The following is an 18,772-nucleotide window of genomic DNA, read 5'->3' as shown; positions in this document are numbered from 1 at the left end:
GGAGCGATCCGTCCACTCGTGGCACTCGGGTGCACCACGGTCTTCCGGACGGGACGGCAACCGTGGTAGCTTCCATCAGTGTATGACAGCGGTGTCATAACTTCGCAGTGCAGCGAGAGGGAGCGACGGTGAAGCAATTCATCCGGTCGGGCAACGCCCGCCGAACGCGGGCGACCGCAACAGCAGTGATCACGTTGGCGATGGCCGCGGCGGCGTTGACGCCGATCTCGGCCGCAGCGGCGCCCGGGGAGGTGACGTTCCAGTCCTCCTTCGAGGCGGGCGACGCCGTTCCGGCCCTCGCCGGAACCGGCGAGTCGGTGAACGTCAGCGGCGATCGCAACGTGCCCGGCAGCCTGCTGCCGCAGGTGGCGGCGGTCACCGCCTCGGGCGAGAACCCGCCCAACGAGACCGCCGGCAACCTCGCCGACGGCAATCCCGGATCGAAGTGGCTGGTCTTCAGCGCCACCGGCTGGGCGCAGTACGAACTGGCCGAGGCGCAGCCGATGGAGGCCTACACGCTCACCTCCGGCAACGACGCGCCCGAGCGCGATCCCCGCGACTTCCGCGTCCTCGGCTCGAACGACGGGTCCGACTGGACCGTCGTCGACACGCGCAGCGGCGAGTCGTTCTCCGCGCGCGGGCAGACCCGGAGTTTCGCGCTCGCCGCCCCGAGCGCCCCGTATCGCTACTACCGCCTCGACATCACCGCGAACCACTCGGGCGGCCTCATCCAGCTCGCCGGCTGGGAGCCGATCTCCGACGCCGACGCCGAGCCCGTCGCCTCCGACCTCGCACTCGAGGTCGACTCGGGCCCGACGAGCTCGTACACCGCGAAGACCAACGTCGGCTTCTCGGGCACGCACGCCCTCCGCTACGCCGGCAGCCACCTCGGCGCCGGGCCCGCGGCGTCGACGTCGGTGCTCTACGACGACCTCGACATCGCCATCCAGGCCGACAGCCGACTCTCGTACACCGTCTTCCCCGTGCTCGACTCGGGGCAGACGTACGCATCGACGTTCGTCGCCGTCGACCTCGTGCTCGACGACGGCACGACCCTCGCCGCCGCCGACCTGACCGACACGTACGGCTACGGCGCCGACGCGCGCTCGCAGGGTCTCGCGAACGTGCTCTGGCCCGACCAGTGGAACAAGGTGACCGTCGACCTCGGCTCGCTCGCCGGACGCACCGTCACCGGCGTCCTGCTCGACTACGACCACCCGGGCGACGGCGTCACCGGCGTCGAGACGCCTGCCGCCGGCACGACCGTCCTCGGATGGCTCGACGACATCAGCATCGAGGAGGCCGAGCCGCTCGACACCGCAGCCGGTCTCGTCTCCTACGTCGACACGCGCCGCGGCACGAACTCCACCGGCGGGTTCTCACGCGGCAACAACATCCCGGCGGTCGGCTGGCCGAACGGCTTCAACTTCATCACCCCGATGACGAACGCCGACAACACCGGCACGATCTACCAGTACCAGGGCGCCAACACCGCGCAGAACCTCCCGGCACTGGAGGGCATCGGCTTCTCGCACCAGCCGAGCATCTGGATGGGCGACCGCAACCAGCTCGCCGTCCTGCCCGCGGTGGGTGCGAACCCCACCTCGACGCTCGACGACCGGCGCCTCACGTTCCACCACGAGAACGAGCTCGCGCGGCCCGACGTCTACGGGGTCGAGTTCGACAACGGGATCACGACCGAGGTCACCGCGACCGATCACGGCGCCATCTACCGGTTCGGCTTCACCGGGGACCGGAACTCGGTGATCGTCGACCAGCTGGTGAACTCCTCCAAGCTCACGATCACCGGCGACACGGTCACCGGCTGGGTCGACGGCGGCTCCGGCTGGCCGGGCCGCACCCGCATGTTCGTGTACGGCACCTTCGACGCCCGGCCGACGACGGCCGGGCCGACGACGCAGGGCAATCGCAACGGCAGCGCACGCTTCGCCGCCTTCGACACCTCGGGCGACCGCACCGTCGAGCTGCGCATCGCATCGTCGTTCATCTCGCAGGAGCAGGCGCAGCGCAACCACGGGCTCGAGCTCGACGGTGTCTCGTTCGAAGACGCCCACTCCGCCGTGCAGCAGGCCTGGAACGACCGCCTCGGCGTCATCCACGACGTCGAGGGGGCGACCGAGACGCAGCTCGTGACCCTGTACTCGAGCCTCTACCGCCTGAACCTCTACCCGAACTCGCAGTTCGAGAACGTCGGCACGGCGGGCGACCCCGAGTACCGGTACGCGAGCCCCGTGTCGGCCACGACCGGCTCGGCGACCGACACCACGACCAACGCGAAGATCGTCGACGGAAAGATCTTCGTCAACAACGGGTTCTGGGACACGTACCGGACGGCGTGGCCGCTCTACTCGCTGCTCTACCCCGACGTCACCGAGGACCTCGTCGACGGCTTCGTTCAGCAGTACCGCGACGGCGGATGGATCGCCCGTTGGTCGTCGCCCGGCTACGCCGACCTCATGACCGGCACGAGCTCGGACGTCGCCTTCGCCGAGGCCTACCTCGCGGGCGCCCTCGACACCGAGACCGCGCTCGAGGCCTACGACGCCGCGGTGAAGAACGCCACGGTGCTCCCCGTGTCGAACGCCGTCGGCCGCAAGGGCCTCGCGCAGTCGATCTTCCTCGGCTACACCGAGGAGAGCACCCACGAGAGTGCGTCGTGGGGCCTCGAGGGCTTCATCAACGACTTCGGCATCGGCGAGATGGCGGCGGCGCTCGCCGACGACCCGAACACGCCGGCCGACCGCGTCGAGCGGCTCCTCGAGGAGGCCGACTACTTCGCGGCACGTGCCGGCCACTACGCCGAGATGTTCAACCCGGAGGCCGGAACCTTCACCGCCCGCAACGCCGACGGCACCTGGCCGGTCGGCGCCGACTTCGACCAGAAGGCCTGGGGCGGCGCGTTCACCGAGGCGAGCGCGAAGACCTTCGGCTTCCACGCGCCGCACGACGTCGCGGGGCTCGCCGCGCTGTACGGCGGGCGGCAGGGGCTGATCGACGAGCTCGACGAGTTCCTCACGGTCCGCGAGAAGGCCGACTACTCCGGCATCCACGAGGCGCGGGAGGCGCGCGACGTGCGGCTCGGCATGCTCGGCATGTCGAACCAGGTCGCCCACCACATCCCGTACGTGCTCGCCGAGGCGGGCGACCCCGCCGAGGCGCAGGCGCTGATCCGCGACATCCAGCAGCGGCTCTTCGTCGGCTCCGACATCGGCCAGGGCTACCCCGGCGACGAGGACAACGGCGAATTCTCGGCCTGGTACGTCTTCTCGGCCCTCGGCCTCTACCCGCTCGAGGTGGGATCGGGCGACTACACGATCGGCACGCCGCTGTTCGATCGCGCCACGCTCCGCATCGGCGACCGCGACCTCGTGATCTCGGCCCCCGGCGCCTCCGCGGGCAAGACGTACGTCTCCGGGGTCTCGCTCAACGGCGCGCCGATCGACGAGACCACCCTCGACGGCGACCTGCTGCGCGACGGGGGCGAGCTCGAGTTCGCGATGAGCGACGAGCCGAGCGACTGGGCGGCGAAGGACCTCGGCGAGGAGCTCGACGTTCCGCGCACCCTGGTCGACGCCACCAAGGTCGGCCGCGGCACGCTCTCGGCGGGCGACGCGACCTCGACCGCCGCGCTCGTCGACGACAGCATGAACACGACGACGACCTTCGACTCGGGCAGCGCCGAACTGACCTGGACGTCGCAGTCCGGGCCGGTCACGGTCGGCCAGTACACGCTGACGGGCGCCGCGCTCGACACCGCACCCGCGGCGTGGACCCTCTCGGGCTCGACTGACGGGGAGAACTGGACCGAGCTCGACCACCGCGACGGCGAGGCCTTCGACTGGCCGACCCAGACGCGCCCGTTCTCCACCGACGCCGATGGCGTGTTCACGAGCCTCCGTCTCGACGTGGAGTCCGGCGGCGGCCCGCTGACCCTCTCGGAGGTCGAGCTGTTCGCCTCGGCCGGCACGGCCGAGGGCCTGACGGTCAGTCCGGCGGCGGCGCAGTCGGTCGCGGTGGGCACCGAGTTCACGGGCGCCGTCGCGACGATCGTCGGCACCGAGACCTCCGCCTCCGGGTACCAGGTCACCGTCGACTACGGCGACGGCACCGGCCCGGTCGAGTCGACGCTCACCCGCGACGACCTCGGCAGCTGGCGCGTCTCGGCACCGCACACCTTCGCGGCCCCCGGCGTGTACACGGCCGCGGTGATCGTGCAGGACTCGACCGGGGCCGTCGCCTCGGCGGCCTCGAACGTCGCGGTCGCCCGTGACGAGTCCCTGGTCGGCTCGTTCGGCTCCGTCTGCATCGGCGACCTCGGCACGACGGCCGCGAACTGCGACGGCCAGGGCTTCGGGTACTTCCGCGACAAGCTCGCCGCCGACGGCTTCGTGCAGGGCTCGACCCTCGCGATCCCCGGCACCGAGCTGACCTACGACCTCCCCGCGGTGGCGGCCGGCGAGGCCGACAACATCACGGGCGAGGGGCAGACCGTGCGCATCGACCTCGGCACCGGCGCGACGCAGCTCGCGTTCGTCGGCACGGCGACCGAGAGCGCGCGCCAGCCCGAGGCGGTGCTGCACTTCACCGACGGCACGTCGCAGACCGTGCGGATCTCGTTCGGCGACTGGGTCGGTGCCTCCGGCAACCCGGCCTTCGGCAACACCGTGCTCGCGATCTCGGAGGGCCGGCTCTCCGGTACCGCGGCGGAGTCGCAGGTCAAGAACACCGCGATCTACGCGACGGCGCCGATCACGATCGACACCGATGCCGATGGTGCCCCGAAGGTGGTCGAGTCGCTGACGATGCCCACCGAGGAGGGCACGCTCAGGGACGGCCGGGTGCACGTGTTCGCCGTCGCCTCCGACGGCGACCGCTCCGCAGCGACGCCGCTCGAGGTGCAGCCGCAGGCGGTCGACGCGCAGGTCGCGGGCGAGCCGTTCGAGGCGACGCTCGCGACCACGACGGGCGGTGCGCCCGACCAGACGGCCATCGTCAACTGGGGCGACGGCACCTCGGTGTCGTCGGTGCCGGTGGTCGGGGGCGACGTCGTCGGCGAGCACACCTACGCCGTCGCCGGCGAGTACACGGTCTCCGTGACGGTGGACGACGGCATCCGATCAGCGACGACCACGCTCGAGATCGTCGTGGAAGAGCCCGCGCCCGTGTACACGCCAGAGATCGCGGTCGAACCGACCCAGTCGGCTCCGGGCGGCACGATCCGCATCACCGGCGACGGGTTCGCCCCCGGCGAGTCCGTCGAACTCCGGTTCGCCGACGGTGCGCCGGTGCAGACGACCGCGAGCGGCGAGGGCGCGATCGATGCCGAGCTCATCGTCCCGGGCGACGTCGTCGACGGCGAGTACCCGGTGACGGCCGTCGGAGCCGTTTCGGCGGTCGAGGCGTCGGCCACGCTCACCGTGCTCACGCCCGCGGTGGCCACCACCGTGACGCTCGGCTCCGATGCCGCCGAGCCGGTGGCGGGCGACCTCGTGCCGTTCACCGCCACCGTCGCGCCGGCCGAGGCCGGGGGCCTGGTGGAGCTGCTCGAGGGCGACGTCGTCGTCGGCACCGCGACCGTCACAGCGGGCACGGCGACCGTGGACGTGCGTGTGGAGACCTCGGGCACCCACACCTACACGGCGCGCTTCACCCCGGACAACCCGGGAGCCTACCTCGGGTCGGTCTCGGAGCCGTTCTCGATCGAGGTCGGCGACGCCCCGGTGGCCGAGGCCGAGCTCGTGCTGGGCGACGACCACGTCGTCCAGGGCGGAACGCTCCAGATCACCGGCCGCGGCTTCGGCCCGGGAGAACTCGTGACGGTCAGGCTGCACTCGGAGCCGATCCGGATCGCTGAGATCACCGCCGACGAGGAGGGCGCATTCGAGGCCGTGGTCACCATCCCGGCGACCGCGGAGCTCGGCGACCACACCCTCATCGCCGAGGGCGCCACCTCGGGCCTGAGCGCCCAGGCGACGCTGACGGTCACGCGCGCGACCGTCGAGGTCCCGACCATCGCCGTCGGTGCACCGAACAAGCTGCTCGCGAAGTCGGGGTCGACGATCCGGTTCGTGGCGAAGGTCGTCGCGCTCGACGGCAGCTCGCCGCTGGGCACGTTCACGGTGTACGACGGCGACGACGTGATCGCCGAGGTCCCGGTGACCGCGGCGGCCGACGGCAGCGTGAGCGTGAAGCTGCCGAAGCTGGGTGCCGGGCTCCATCTCGTGCACGGCGAGTTCACGGGCGACGGCGGATTCGGCGATTCGGGGACCGTGACGGTGCCGCTGATCCTCTGGTGACGCTTCGGCCCGGTGGCCCCGTCGGGGGCACCGGGCCGGACACCGTCGAGCACCTGCGGGATGCCGCGGCCGGGCGCCGGTCGCGGCATCCCGCTTCGCTGCCCGAGTCCGCGGAGGCCGCGGCAACCGGCGGACCCCGCCCTAGAACTCCTCGTGCGTCGCCGGGTCGGCGCCCCAGATGCGCCCCCGCTCGAGCGCCGAGATGGCGTCGACCTGGTCGGCGCTGAGCGAGAAGCCGAAGATGTCGAGGTTCGCGCGGCGCCGTTCGGGATCGGACGACTTCGGGATCGGCACGCTCTCGAGCTCGACGTGCCAGCGCAGCACGACCTGCGCCGGCTCGACGCCGTGCGCGGCGGCGATGTCGACGATCACCGGCTCGCGCAGCAGGTCGGTGCGGCGGGCGAGCGGGCTCCAGCTCTCGGTGCGGATCTCGTGCTCGTCATGGAACGCGCGGAGCTCGGCCTGCGGGAAGTACGGGTGCAGCTCGACCTGGTTGACGACGGGGGTGACCCCCGTCTCGTCGATGAGCCGGCTGAGCATCTCGGGCGTGAAGTTCGAGACGCCGATCGAGCGCACGAGCCCCTTCTCGCGCAACGAGATCATCGCCCGCCAGCTCTCGACGTACTTGTCGATGCGCGGCAGCGGCCAGTGGATCAGGTAGAGGTCGACCCACTCGAGCCCGAGCCGCTTCCGCGACTCCTCGAAGCTCGCGATCGTCTCGTCGTAGCCGTGGTGGCGGCCGGGCAGCTTCGTCGTGATCACGAGGTCGCTGCGGTCGACCGCGGTGCGTTGGATCGCCTCGCCCACCGCGTCTTCGTTGCCGTAGTTGTAGGCGGTGTCGATGAGGCGGTAGCCGTCGGCGATCGCCGAGACGATCGCGTCGATGCCGAGCTGGTCGTTGAGGCCGTACGTGCCCAAACCGATCGCGGGAATCGTGTTGCCGTCGCGAAGGGAGTAGGCCGGTGCGCTCATCCCCCAATACTCACGCACACCGGGCGCGTGCGCCACAACCCGCGCGGCTCAATCGGCGGAAGCGATGGGCAGTTCCGCGAACGCGCGCACCGGGAAGGTGCCGAACCCCTCGACGCGGGGCGGCACGGCGGTGAACCGCGCCCCGCGCGGCGGCACCTGCTCGAGGCCGGTGAGATGCTCGACGACGTGCACCCCCGCGTCGAGCAGGATCGAGTGCGCCGGCCGCTCGCCGCCCGACTCGGTGTCGTCGATGTTCAGCGCGTCGATGCCGACGATCGCGACCCCGGCGTCGGCGAGGTGCCGCGCGCCCGCCTCGGTGAGGAACGGCGAGCCGTTCGCGTACTCGGGTCGGCCGAAGTGGCGGCTCCATCCGGTGTGCAGCAGCACCGCGGAGCCCGCGAGGTCGCGGTCGAAGAACACCTCGGCCGGGATGCCTCGCTCCGAGGCATCCGCCAGCCTGAAGACCTCGGCGGGGACGCCGGCCAGGGTGTCGAGCGACAGGCTCGCGAGATCGCCGCCCTCGGCGTACCGGTGGAACGGGCTGTCGAGATAGGTGCCGGTGTTGCCGATCATCGAGATCACGTCCATCGCGAACTCGGTGCCGGGCGCGTAGCGCTCGCGCGAGGCCTCGCGCGTGAGGAACGGCGTGATGGCGGGCGCCGGCAGCCCCGGGTAGGTCACCAGCCCCGCCGAGATCGTGTGGCTGAGGTCGACGAGGCGGCCGCGAGCGGCCCCGGCCGACCGACCGCCGTCGCCCTCGCCGGCGACGTCGACGCCGCGCGACCCGCGGTGCGGCTCTTCGACGACGGCGAGGTTCGACAGCTTCACGCTCGCGACGAGCGCGAGGCCCAGGTGCCGCACGAGCAGTTCGGCGATCTCGGCCTCGGTCACCTCGTTCGACGGCAGGTCGAGGCGGAAGCCCGTCGTGCGGAGATCGCCCCCGTTGGCGAAGGCGATCTCGGCGTCGAAGTGGGCGCGGTACTCGGTCATGCGGGTTGCTCCTCGGGGATCGTCAGGTGGTCGGTGGCGGTCTCGGTGCTCGACTCGGACGCCCGGCCTGCACGCCGGTCGCGGGCACGGCGCACGACGGTGACGGCGACCGCGGCGAGCGCGAGCAGCGCGGGAACGAGCAGGTTCGACCACGCGAGCACGAGCAGGGCGACGGTCATGATCGTGGCGACGACCGCGAGCCACCACCCGAACGACCAGGTGCGCAGCAGCAACGTCGCCGCGAGCATGCCGGCGGCGTAGATCGCGACCATGTTGCTCGTGTGGATGAGGATGAACCCCGTGAGGTCGAGGTCGTTGAGCAGCATGAGCCCGTAGTAGGCCAGGATGAGCACGCCCGTGAGCGCGAGGGCGCGACGCGGCACCTCGCCGTCGGCGGCGCCCTTGGCGAGGAAGCGCGGCAGGTCGCCGTCGCGGCCGAGCGCGGCGCCGAGCTTGCCGAAGGCGGGCAGGTAGGCGTTCATGACGCCGACGGTGACGATCGCCGCGATGATCGCGACGAGCACTGGCCCGATGCCGGGAGCGGTCGTCTCGACGAGGTCGAGCAGCGGCACCTGGCCGTCGCCCGCACGGTCGCCGAGCACGGCGACCGTGACGAACTGCAGCGCCAGGTACCCGATGCCGACGACGACGACCGCGATCGCCGTGGCGATCGGGATGGTGCGCCGGGGGTTCTTGAACTCGCCGGCGATGTGGGTGCCGACCTCCCACCCGGCGAAGGCCCACACGAAGAGGCTGATCGCCACGCCCACGCCCGCCCAGCCGTGCGGCAGGAACGGCTGGAAGTTCGCCGCGTCGGCCGCCGGGAAGGTGACCGCGACGACGCCGACCACGACCGCGATGAGGAGCCCGGTGAGCACGAACTGCACCCAGCCCGCGACGCGCACGCCGAACCAGTTGGCGACGAACGGCGGCACGAACACCGCGAGGCCGATGATCGGAACGGCCGACCGGTCGACGCCGAGCACGGCGACGACGTACTCGCCGCCGAGCACGGCGAGCACCGGCGCCCCGATGCACACGCCGAAGTAGAACCAGTAGCCGGCCATGCGCGCAGCCGTGTTGCCGAGCGCGCGCCGCACGTAGCTCGCCACGCCACCCGCGTCGGGGTAGCGGGCTGCGAGCGCGGCGAACGTGCCGGCGAGCGGGATCGAGAGCACGAGCACCGCGGCGACCGCGACGATCGAGGCCGGGCCGGCCGCCTCGGCGGCGAGGCCCGGCAGCACGAGGATGCCGGTGCCGAGCACGCTCGCGATGTAGAGCGCCGTGCCCTGGCCGAGGCCGAGCGTGCCGTGCGGCTGTTCGGTCTCGGGTACGAGCGCGGGAGTCGGGGTCGAAGTCACCCGCCCATTCTGCTGGATGCCTCGGACACCCGCCGCTGGCAGTCAGGACACCGTTCGTCGATATCCTGCCGCATCGCGCGTCACCGCATTCGGGCGAGCGCCGCCTCGCGCTCGATGAAGGTCGTGAGGTCGCCGATCGACCCCATGAGCGGCGCCGGGAACAGCACGAGCGTGTTCTTGTCGACGCCCACCTCCACGAGGGTCTGCAGCGTGCGCAGTTGCAGGGCGAGCGGGTGCGCCATCATCGTGTCGCTCGCCACGCCGAGCTGCGTCGCGGCGAGCGACTCGCCCTCGGCGGCGATGATCTTGGCCCGCTTCTCCCGCTCGGCCTCGGCCTGCTTCGCCATCGCGCGCTTCATCGAGTCGGGCAGGAGGATGTCCTTCAGCTCGACGAGCGTGACCTCGACGCCCCAGTCGAGCGTCGTGACATCGAGGATCTCGCGGATGTTCGCGTTGAGCGCGGCCGTGTCGGCGAGCGTCTCGTCGAGATGGTGCTGTCCGACGACCCGGCGCAGCGTGGTCTGCGCGATCTGCTCGATCGCCGCCTTCACGTTCTCGATCGCGATCACCGACTTCACCGCGTCGGCCACCCGGTAGTAGGCCACGGCGGACACCCCGACGGTGACGTTGTCCTTCGTGATGATGCCCTGCGACTGGATCGGCAGGGTCACGATGCGCAGCGAGACCTTCGTCATCACGTCGACGATCGGGATGATGAAGCGGAGCCCGGGGTCGCGCACGCTGTGCAGCCGGCCGAATCGCAGCACCACGCCGCGCTCGTACTGCTTCACGATCTTCACCGACATGAAGAAGAGGACGATCGCGAGGATGGCGACGACGATCAGGGTGATCCAGAGCCAGACCATGGGAATCATCTCCTGCGGCGCCGGTGACGTGCCGTGCGTCACCTCCATTGTCCCACCGCGAGGACGTCGACGGCCGTGCTCGCGATCCGCGTCACCCGACGGGCGTCGGGGTCACAACCGGTCGAGCGTCTGATCGATGTCGGCGAGCAGGTCGTCGACGTCCTCGATGCCGACCGAGAGCCGCACGACCGACTCGGGCACCTCGGCCTCGGTGCCGCGCACCGAGGCGTGCGTCATCTCCGAGGGGTAGTTGACGAGCGACTCGACCCCGCCGAGCGACTCGGCGAGCTGGAACAGGGTGGTCGACTCCGCGAAGCGGCGTGCCGCCTCGCCGCCGCCGGTGAGCGCGATCGACAGCATGCCGCCGAACCCCGACATCTGGCGCGCGGCGAGCTCGTGGCCCGGGTGCGACTCGAGCCCCGGGTAGAAGACCTGCTCGATCGCCGCATGCTCCTCGAGACGCCGGGCGATGGCGAGGGCGTTCTGGCTGTGCCGCTGCATCCTGACCCCCAGCGTCTTGATGCCGCGCGAGGTGAGGAACGCGTCGAACGGCCCCGACACGGCACCCGCCGCGAACTGGGTGAACTTCACGCGGTCGTGCAACTCGTCGCGACCGGCCGCGAACACGAGCGCACCGCCCACGACGTCGGAGTGCCCGCCGAGGTACTTCGTCGTCGAGTGCACGACGACGTCGGCGCCGAGCGCGAGCGGCTGCTGCAGCGCGGGCGAGGCGAACGTGTTGTCGACGACGACCACGAGTCCTGCCTCGTGGCCGAGCTCGGCGAGCGCCGCGACATCCGAGATCTTCATCAGCGGGTTCGAGGGGGTCTCGATCCAGAGCACCCTGGTGGCCGGCTCGATCGCTGCGCGCACGGCGTCGAGGTCGCTCGTGTCGACGGTGGTGTCGCGCACGTCCCATGCGCCGAAGACGCGGCGGATGAGGCGGTGCGTGCCGCCGTAGACGTCGTTGCCGATGATGACGTGGTCGCCAGGCGCGAGCACCGTGCGCAGCAGCGCGTCCTCCGCGGCGAGGCCCGAGGCGAACGAGAGGCCGTGGGCGCCGCCCTCGAGCGCCGCGAGCTGCGCCTCGAGCGCATCGCGGGTCGGGTTGCCGCCGCGCGAGTACTCGTAGCCGCCGCGGAGCCCGCCGATGCCGTCCTGCACGTAGGTCGAGGTCTGGTAGATCGGCGGGATCACGGCGCCCGTCGTCGGGTCGAAGGCCTGGCCGGCGTGGATCGCGCGGGTGTCGAAGCGGGCGTGGTCGGTGTTCATGGGGTGGTGCCTTACGTGAGGGGAGGTCAGTGGGAGAGGTAGGTGAGCAGGTCGGTGCGCGTGATCACGCCGAGCGCCTTGCCCCCGTCGGTCACGAGCATCGCGGGCGCGTCGGTGAAGGCGGTGCGCGCGGCGGCGACCGGCTCCTGCACGCCGATGAGCGGCAGCGGCTCGCCGACCACGCTGCCGACCTCGTCGGTCAGCTTCGCGACGCCCGTGAAGACCTGCTCGAGCAGCACCTCTTCGTGGAGCGCCCCGAGCACCTCGCCCAGCACGACGGGCGGCTCGTGCCCGACGACCACGAGCTGCGAGACGCCCGTCTCGGTCATGCGGTCGATCGCCTCGCGCACGGTGTCGTTCGGGTGCACGTACACGAGCGGCGCCGTGCGGTCGGCCTTCGCCGCGAGCAGGTCGGCGATCGTGTGACCGGAGGGCGCGTTGCCGAAGCCGTACGCGCGCATCCATTTGTCGTTGAAGATCTTTCCGAGGTAGCCGCGGCCGCCGTCGGGCAGCAGCACGACGAACACGTCGTCGGCCGTGACCCCCGGCGCGGAGGCCGCGCGCAGGGCTGCGACGACGGCCATGCCGCTCGACCCGCCGACGAGGATCCCCTCCTCGCGCGCGAGGCGACGGGTCATCGCGAACGAGTCGGCATCGCTCACGGCGATGATCTCGTGCGGCACCGCCGGGTCGTAGGCGTCGGGCCAGAAGTCCTCGCCCACACCCTCGACGAAGTACGGGCGCCCGGTGCCGCCCGAGTACACCGATCCCTCGGGGTCGGCGCCGATGATGCGCACCCGGTCGCCCGAGACCTCGCGCAGGTACCGTCCGGTGCCGGTGATCGTGCCGCCCGTGCCGACGCCCGCGACGAAGTGCGTGACCCGTCCGTCGGTGTCGCGCCAGATCTCGGGCCCCGTCGTCTCGTAGTGCGACCGCGGCCCGTTCGGGTTGGCGTACTGGTTCGGCTTGAACGCACCCGGGATCTCGCGGGCGAGCCGGTCGGAGACGCCGTAGTACGACTCGGGGCTGTCGGGCGCGACCGCGGTGGGCGTGACGACGACCTCGGCACCGTAGGCGGTGAGCACGTTGCGCTTGTCTTCGCCCACCTTGTCGGGGCAGACGAAGACGCAGCGGTAGCCGCGCTGCTGCGCGACGAGGGCGAGGCCGACCCCGGTGTTGCCGCTCGTCGGCTCGACGATCGTGCCGCCCGGCTTCAGCAGGCCGTCGCGCTCGGCGGCGTCGATGATGCGTCCGGCGATGCGGTCCTTCGACGAGCCGCCCGGGTTGAAGTACTCGAGCTTCACGAGCACGGTCGCCTCGGTCACCCCGGCGGTGACGCGGTTGAGCTTGACGAGCGGGGTGTCGCCGACGAGGTCGACGATCGATTCTGCGTACTTCATGCGGTGTCCTTGCGAGTCGGCCACGGCTCTGCCGGGGTGCGGCGAACGATCGGGCGTGCGTGCGGGGTCGGTGGAGGACGTCAGCGACAACACAGCGAGAGGAGCACGGCTCAACTCTAGCCCGCCGGCGCGCGGCATGTCACGGCGGCAGGGTGCATGTGACCTTGGTCCCGGTGGTCGCCGACGGATCGCCCGAGAGTCGGAGCATGCAGGAACGACGAAGCAGTGATCGCATCCTCGTCGGCGTCGACGGCTCGGCCTCGTCGGTCGAGGCGCTCCGGTATGCGGCGCGCATCGCGGACGCGTTCGGCGCGCCGCTCGAGGCCCTGACCACTTGGACCTTCCCGCCGATCGCCGGCGCGTACGTCATCGACGGCTGGTCCCCCGAGGGGGATGCCCGGAGCGCCCAGGACGCCGCGATCGAGGAGGCGTTCGACGGCGAGCCTCCCGCCGGACTGCGGCGCGCCGTGCTCGCGGGACCGGCCGCGCGCACGCTCATCGAGGAGAGCCGTCGCGCGGGCATGCTTGTGCTCGGCAGCAGGGGGCACGGCGGCTTCGCGGGTCTCCTCCTCGGCTCGGTGAGCGCGACCTGCGCCGAGCACGCGCGCTGCCCCGTGCTCGTGGTGCGCTCCGGCGGCGACCGACCGGAGGGCGCCTGAACCGGCGGACACCACCCCATCTCCCAGATCGGAGCACGCATGCTGGCATGGAGGACGGGCGCTCCAGGTGAGCTGGCCCGCGTGGACGCACCCGCGCCCGAGCCGCTCGACGACGAGGTGGTCGTGCGGGTCGAGGCATGCGGCGTCTGCCGGACGGACCTGCACGTCATCGACCGCGAACTGCCGGTGCACCGCCCCGGCGTGATCCCCGGACACCAGGTCGTGGGTGTCGTGACCGGCACGGGTGCCTCGGTCCGCCGGCTCAGGCCAGGCGACCGGGTCGGCATCGCATGGCTGCGACGCACGTGCGGCGCCTGCCGATGGTGCCGCGAAGGGCGGGAGAACCTCTGCCCGGCTTCCGAGTACACCGGCTGGGACGCCGACGGCGGGTTCGCCGAGTCCGCCACGGTTCCCGAGTCGTTCGCGTACCCCCTCCCCGCGGGTGCCGACCCCGTCACCACGGCGCCGCTGCTCTGCGCGGGCATCATCGGCTACCGTGCGCTGACCCGCGCGAACCTGCCGGCGGGAGGCAGGCTCGGGATCTACGGGTTCGGATCGAGCGCGCACCTCACGGCGAAGCTGGCACTCGCCGGCGGCGCCGAACTGCACGTCATGAGCCGAGGGCGCGAGAATCGCGCCCTCGCCACCCGACTGGGCGCCGTCTTCGTCGGCGACGCCACCGCGACCCCGCCGCAACCGCTCGACTCGGCCATCGTCTTCGCACCCGCGGGCGAGCTCGTCCCGCTCGCGCTGCGGGCGACCGCGCCCGGCGGCACCGTCGTGCTCGCGGGCATCCACATGACCGACGTTCCGGCCATGAGCTACGGCGAGCACCTGTTCGGCGAGCGGGACCTGCGCACCGTCACCGCCAACACCCGCGCAGACGGCGCCGCGTTCCTCCGGCTGAGCGGAGCGCTCGACCTCGTGCCGAGCGTCACCCGCTACGACCTCGCGCGAGCCGACGCCGCCGTCGACGCGTTGCGTGCCGGCGAGGCATCCGGATCGATCGTGCTGGTGCCGTGACGCGACGGCGCACGATGTGACCTATGGCCCAAGCGGCGAAGCCCGGCACGACGAGGCTGTCGGCATGAACGCGACGCTGCGATTCCTCGGTGCTGCCGACACCGTCACCGGCTCCCGCTACCTCATCGACACCGGGGCGGCCCGCGTCCTCGTGGACTGCGGGCTCTTCCAGGGCTACAAGGTGCTGCGCGAACGCAACCGCGCCCCGTTCCCGGTGCCGCCCGAGTCGATCGACGCCGTCGTCCTCAGCCATGCGCACCTCGACCACACCGGGTACTTGCCGGCGCTCGTTCGCGACGGGTTCGCCGGCCGGGTCTATGCGACCTCGGGCACTGCCGACCTCAGCGAGATCATGCTGCGCGACAGCGCCCACCTGCTGGAGGAGGAGGCGCGACACGCCGCGCACGGGCACTGGTCGAGGCACACCGACCCGAGGCCCCTGTACACCGTCGCCGATGTCGAGCGAGCCCTCGACCGGCTCCGGCCGGTGGGCTTCGACGAGGAGATCGACCTCGGCGATCGGTTGTCGGCGACGCTCGTACCCGCCGGGCACATTCTCGGTGCCTCATCCGTGCGGATCGCCGTGGGAGGTCGCATCACCCATTTCACCGGCGACCTCGGTCGCGACGACGACCCGCTCATGCGACCGCCGCGCCGGTTCGCCGGCGCCGCGGTGCTCGTCACCGAGTCGACGTACGGCAACCGACGACACGCGCCGATCGATCCCGAGGCGCCGCTCGGCGAGATCATCCGCCGGGTGAGCGCCCGGGGCGGGGTCACGCTCATTCCGGCCTTCGCCGTCGGACGGACGGAGAGCATCCTCCTGCACCTCTCCCGCCTTCGCGATCGAGGCGAGCTCCCCGACGTGCCGATCTACCTCAACAGCCCGATGGCGGTCGACGTCAGCGCGGTCTACCAGCGCCATGCAGAGGAGCACCGGATGCCGCCCGACGAACTCGCGAGGATGTACGCGATCGCCACGCCGGTGCACGAGGTCGACGACTCGAAGCTGCTCAACCTGCGCGGCGGCCCGATGGTCATCATCTCGGCGAGCGGCATGCTGACCGGCGGCCGGATCCTGCACCACCTCGTCGCGTACGGCCCGGACCCCCGCAACGCCGTCGTGCTGACCGGCTTCCAGGCCGGCGGCACGCGCGGCGCCGCACTCGTCGCCGGCGAACGCTCGCTGCGGATCTTCGGCGAGGACGTCCCGATCCGGGCCGAGGTCGTGAACATCGACACGATGTCGGCCCACGCCGACGCCGATGGTGTGATCGCGTGGATGCGCCGGGGGCCGGCGGCCCCCGAGCAGGTGTACGTCACCCACGGCGAGCCGGCTGCGGCCGATGCACTGCGAGTGCGCATCGAGCGCGAACTCGGGTGGCCCGCCCGTGTGCCGGAGCACGGCGAGCTCGTCGGGCTCTGATCCGTGCGCCGACCGGTTCACCGTAACGGGGGCGCCGTGGCCGTTCACTCGACGCGGTGCGTCGTCTCGCCGCGCGCGAGCTGGTAGACGGCGGCCTGGGTGCGTCGCTCGAAGCCGAGCTTGCGCAGCAGCCCCGAGACGTAGTTCTTCACCGTCTTCTCGGCGAGCGACAGCCGGTCGCCGATCTGCCGGTTGGTGAGGCCCTCGGCGATGAGGCCCAGGACCTGGCGCTCGCGGAGGTTGAGCGAGCCGAATCGGGGGTCGTTCCGGTCGTCGGCTTCGACGGGAGGGCGCAGCCGGGCGGCGACGGTCGGGTGGATGAGCGACCTGCCGGCGGCAACCGCCCGGACGGCATCGACGAGGCCGGAGCCGGCGATCGTCTTCAGCACGTAGCCCGAGGCACCGGCCATCACGGCCGCCGCCGCCGCGGCGTCGTCGTCGTACGCCGTCAGCATGAGGCACTGGACCTCGGGATGCCTCGACCGGATCTCGCGGCAGAGCGCGATCCCGTCGTCGTCCTGGAGGCGCACGTCGAGGACTGCGACGTCGGGCAGGAGCGCGGCGATCCGCACGAGCGCCCGATCCGCGCTCGGCGCTTCGCCCACCACTTCGAGGTCGTGCTCGCGCTCGAGCAGCTGCGCCACCCCTCGGCGGACGATCTCGTGGTCGTCGACGAGGAACACCCGGGTCATGGGGCCTCCCGTTCGAAGGGCGCCCGCCAGGCGGCCGTCGTCCGTCCGGCGATCGAATCGATCGCGAATGTGCCCCCGCGTGCCCTCGCCCGGGCCGCGATGTTCTCGATGCCGCTTCGACGCCCGCCTTCCGGCAGGCCCACCCCGTCGTCCTCCACTTTCACGCCGACCCCGAGGTCGTCGGCCGCGACGGCGACGCTCACGCGATGGGCGGACGCGTGCCTGACCGCGTTCGTGAGCAGCTCGCGCACCGTGGCGGTGACGTCGTCGGCGAGCGCCCCGTCGACCGTCAGGTCGACCGGCCCGTCGAAACTCACGGTGATCGGCTGCGACAGCCCGGGCGAGCACTCGGAGGCGATGTCGAGGACTCGGTGCCGCAGCGACTCGTCCTGCCCGGGCCGCGGGGTCATCGCGAAGACGATCGTCCGGATCTGCATGATGTCCTCGTCCAGCGTCGCCACCGCCTTGCGGATGCGCTCGGAGAGACGGGCGTCGTTGATGGTCTCGGCGATCGACTGGAGCTCGAGCCCGGTGCCGAACAGCTGCTGGATCACGTGGTCGTGCAGGTCGCGCGCGATCCGCGAACGGTCCTCGACGAGGAGGGCGCGCTGCTGCCGCTCGCGAGCCCTGGCGAGTTCGAGCGCGAGGGCGACCCGGTCGACGAGGTCGGCGGCGATGTCGAGTTCCGCGGCGCTGAACGCCGGGCGGCTCGGATGCCTCGCGACCGCGAGCACGCCCCAGGTGCCGGAATCGCTGCGGAGCGGCAGGAACATGACGGCGCCCGCGCTCGAGCCGTCGAGGATGGCGAGCGCGTCGGGGGCGGGATCGTGCCGGCCGCCCGGTCGGACCGCCGGCTCGCCGCGTTCGAACACCTCGCCGGCGCCGGTGGTCGCGGCGGGGACGACCCGCCCGGTGACCTCCGCTGCGCCGTCGCCCCGTGCCTCCGCGACCCGAACCGTCGGCGGCTCGTCTCCATCGGGCAGGATGACGCAGACGCGGTTCGCCGTGGTGCGCGTGATGAGCTCGTCGGCGAGCATCGCCGGCGCCGACCCGTCGACGGACTCGAGGAGTGCAGCAGTGATGTGCGCCGACGCGGCCATCCACCGCTGCCGCTGGCGGGTCTCCTCGAGCAGGCGGGCATTCGCGATGACGAAGCCCGCTGTGGCTGCGAGCGCGGTCACGAGCTGCTCGTCCTCCTCGGTGAAGAGTCCGCGCCGCGGGTTCGAGAGATAGAGGTTGCCGTACACCTCCGCTCGCACGCGGATCGGCACACCGAGGAAGGCGTCCATGCTCGGATGCCCCGCCGGGAACCCGACCGACCGCGGGTGATCGGAGATGTGCTGCAGGCGGATCGGGCGCGGGTCGTCGATCAGGGCCCCGAGCACGCCCCGGCCTTCGGGGAGGTGCCCGATGGCCGCCGCCGCGTCGTCCGAGATCCCGACATGGATGAACGCCTCGAGCCCGTCGCCGTCGGCGGCGATCACGCCGAGCGCGCCGTACTCCGCGTCGACCAGCTCGACGGCCGACTGGGCGATGCGCTCGAGCACCACCGGGAGCTCGGCATGTTCGACGACGGCCTGCGTGGCACGGAGCAGCGCTTGGAGACGGCCCTGGGTGTGGACCATGGCATCGGCCCGCTCGGCCAACTCGCGCATGGCGCGATCCAACTCCGACCGCGGCCGGTCGGCGAAGGGCAACGACGACCGGTCCGACATGGCTCCTCCGTACGGATGGCGGCAGGTTACCACTCGGGCCCGACGACGGACACCGCGCGACGGGACCAATGGCCCGGCC

The 18,772-nt window shown here is 71.8% G+C and carries 12 protein-coding genes; 4 read left to right on the top strand and 8 right to left on the bottom strand.

The features are described from left to right. The first annotated feature begins 128 nt into the window (after positions 1 to 128). On the top strand, positions 129 to 6,317 hold the full coding sequence (locus tag ACFWGP_RS11365) for a GH92 family glycosyl hydrolase (RefSeq protein WP_376930950.1): 6,189 nt from the start codon (positions 129 to 131) through the stop codon (positions 6,315 to 6,317). Positions 6,318 to 6,458: 141 nt separating this feature from the next. Here ACFWGP_RS11365 and ACFWGP_RS11360 read toward each other — a convergent pair whose 3' ends face one another. The 6 genes from ACFWGP_RS11360 to ACFWGP_RS11335 form a co-directional block, all read right to left on the bottom strand. Beyond that, positions 6,459 to 7,289, bottom strand: coding sequence for an aldo/keto reductase (locus ACFWGP_RS11360; RefSeq protein WP_376930949.1), 831 nt, complete (start codon positions 7,287 to 7,289; stop codon positions 6,459 to 6,461). Between the two features lie 48 nt (positions 7,290 to 7,337). Beyond that, the gene (locus tag ACFWGP_RS11355) at positions 7,338 to 8,279 is read right to left on the bottom strand and encodes a cyclase family protein (protein WP_376930948.1); all 942 of its coding nucleotides are present in this window, start codon (positions 8,277 to 8,279) and stop codon (positions 7,338 to 7,340) included. Beyond that, a complete protein-coding gene (locus ACFWGP_RS11350; RefSeq protein WP_376930947.1) occupies positions 8,276 to 9,640 on the bottom strand; it encodes an APC family permease in 1,365 nt (454 codons plus the stop codon). Before ACFWGP_RS11350 ends, ACFWGP_RS11355 begins: the two co-directional genes overlap by 4 nt. Positions 9,641 to 9,720: 80 nt before the next feature. Next, complete coding sequence (locus tag ACFWGP_RS11345; protein WP_275506290.1) at positions 9,721 to 10,506, bottom strand: slipin family protein; 786 nt, start codon at positions 10,504 to 10,506, stop codon at positions 9,721 to 9,723. A 111-nt stretch (positions 10,507 to 10,617) separates the two neighbouring features. After that, positions 10,618 to 11,778 carry a cystathionine gamma-synthase gene (locus tag ACFWGP_RS11340; RefSeq protein ID WP_376930946.1) on the bottom strand — a complete coding sequence of 387 codons (1,161 nt, stop codon included), beginning with the start codon at positions 11,776 to 11,778 and terminating at the stop codon, positions 10,618 to 10,620. A 26-nt stretch (positions 11,779 to 11,804) separates the two neighbouring features. Further along, entirely contained in the window at positions 11,805 to 13,178 is a 1,374-nt protein-coding gene (locus tag ACFWGP_RS11335) for a cystathionine beta-synthase (RefSeq protein WP_231432046.1), read from the bottom strand. A 206-nt stretch (positions 13,179 to 13,384) separates the two neighbouring features. On the opposite strand from ACFWGP_RS11335, the gene ACFWGP_RS11330 reads away from it, so the two are divergent. The 3 genes from ACFWGP_RS11330 (at position 13,385) to ACFWGP_RS11320 (ending at position 16,286) form a co-directional block, all read left to right on the top strand. After that, entirely contained in the window at positions 13,385 to 13,837 is a 453-nt protein-coding gene (locus ACFWGP_RS11330) for a universal stress protein (protein ID WP_376930945.1), read from the top strand. Positions 13,838 to 13,876: 39 nt separating this feature from the next. Beyond that, a complete protein-coding gene (locus ACFWGP_RS11325) occupies positions 13,877 to 14,860 on the top strand; it encodes a zinc-binding alcohol dehydrogenase family protein (RefSeq protein ID WP_376930944.1) in 984 nt (327 codons plus the stop codon). 64 nt (positions 14,861 to 14,924) lie between these two features. Then, positions 14,925 to 16,286: an MBL fold metallo-hydrolase RNA specificity domain-containing protein gene (locus ACFWGP_RS11320; protein ID WP_376930943.1), complete on the top strand. Its 1,362-nt coding sequence runs from the start codon at positions 14,925 to 14,927 to the stop codon at positions 16,284 to 16,286. Positions 16,287 to 16,330: 44 nt separating this feature from the next. Here the strand turns inward: ACFWGP_RS11320 and ACFWGP_RS11315 are convergent, their stop codons facing one another. Together ACFWGP_RS11315 and ACFWGP_RS11310 are read right to left on the bottom strand one after the other, a co-directional pair. Next, positions 16,331 to 16,978, bottom strand: coding sequence for a response regulator transcription factor (locus ACFWGP_RS11315; protein ID WP_231432050.1), 648 nt, complete (start codon positions 16,976 to 16,978; stop codon positions 16,331 to 16,333). Next, on the bottom strand, positions 16,975 to 18,633 hold the full coding sequence (locus tag ACFWGP_RS11310; RefSeq protein ID WP_275506287.1) for a GAF domain-containing protein: 1,659 nt from the start codon (positions 18,631 to 18,633) through the stop codon (positions 16,975 to 16,977). Before ACFWGP_RS11310 ends, ACFWGP_RS11315 begins: the two co-directional genes overlap by 4 nt. Between the last annotated feature and the right edge of the window lie 139 nt (positions 18,634 to 18,772).

It is taken from the genome of Agromyces sp. NPDC127015 (assembly GCF_042725165.1).
Lineage (GTDB): Bacteria > Actinomycetota > Actinomycetes > Actinomycetales > Microbacteriaceae > Agromyces > Agromyces chromiiresistens.
This window is presented reverse-complemented; position numbering and strand designations above follow the sequence as displayed.

What these genes read in the sequence shown, in the direction of transcription:
- ACFWGP_RS11340 (WP_376930946.1), bottom strand. Translation starts at nt 11,778, where the DNA reads ATGAACACCGACCACGCCCGCTTCGACACCCGCGCGATCCACGCCGGC.
- ACFWGP_RS11360 (WP_376930949.1), bottom strand. Translation starts at nt 7,289, where the DNA reads ATGAGCGCACCGGCCTACTCCCTTCGCGACGGCAACACGATTCCCGCG.
- ACFWGP_RS11310 (WP_275506287.1), bottom strand. Translation starts at nt 18,633, where the DNA reads ATGCGCGAGTTGGCCGAGCGGGCCGATGCCATGGTCCACACCCAGGGC.
- ACFWGP_RS11355 (WP_376930948.1), bottom strand. Translation starts at nt 8,279, where the DNA reads ATGACCGAGTACCGCGCCCACTTCGACGCCGAGATCGCCTTCGCCAAC.
- ACFWGP_RS11330 (WP_376930945.1), top strand. Translation starts at nt 13,385, where the DNA reads ATGCAGGAACGACGAAGCAGTGATCGCATCCTCGTCGGCGTCGACGGC.
- ACFWGP_RS11315 (WP_231432050.1), bottom strand. Translation starts at nt 16,978, where the DNA reads ATGACCCGGGTGTTCCTCGTCGACGACCACGAGATCGTCCGCCGAGGG.
- ACFWGP_RS11325 (WP_376930944.1), top strand. Translation starts at nt 13,877, where the DNA reads ATGCTGGCATGGAGGACGGGCGCTCCAGGTGAGCTGGCCCGCGTGGAC.
- ACFWGP_RS11335 (WP_231432046.1), bottom strand. Translation starts at nt 13,178, where the DNA reads ATGAAGTACGCAGAATCGATCGTCGACCTCGTCGGCGACACCCCGCTC.
- ACFWGP_RS11320 (WP_376930943.1), top strand. Translation starts at nt 14,925, where the DNA reads ATGAACGCGACGCTGCGATTCCTCGGTGCTGCCGACACCGTCACCGGC.
- ACFWGP_RS11345 (WP_275506290.1), bottom strand. Translation starts at nt 10,506, where the DNA reads ATGGTCTGGCTCTGGATCACCCTGATCGTCGTCGCCATCCTCGCGATC.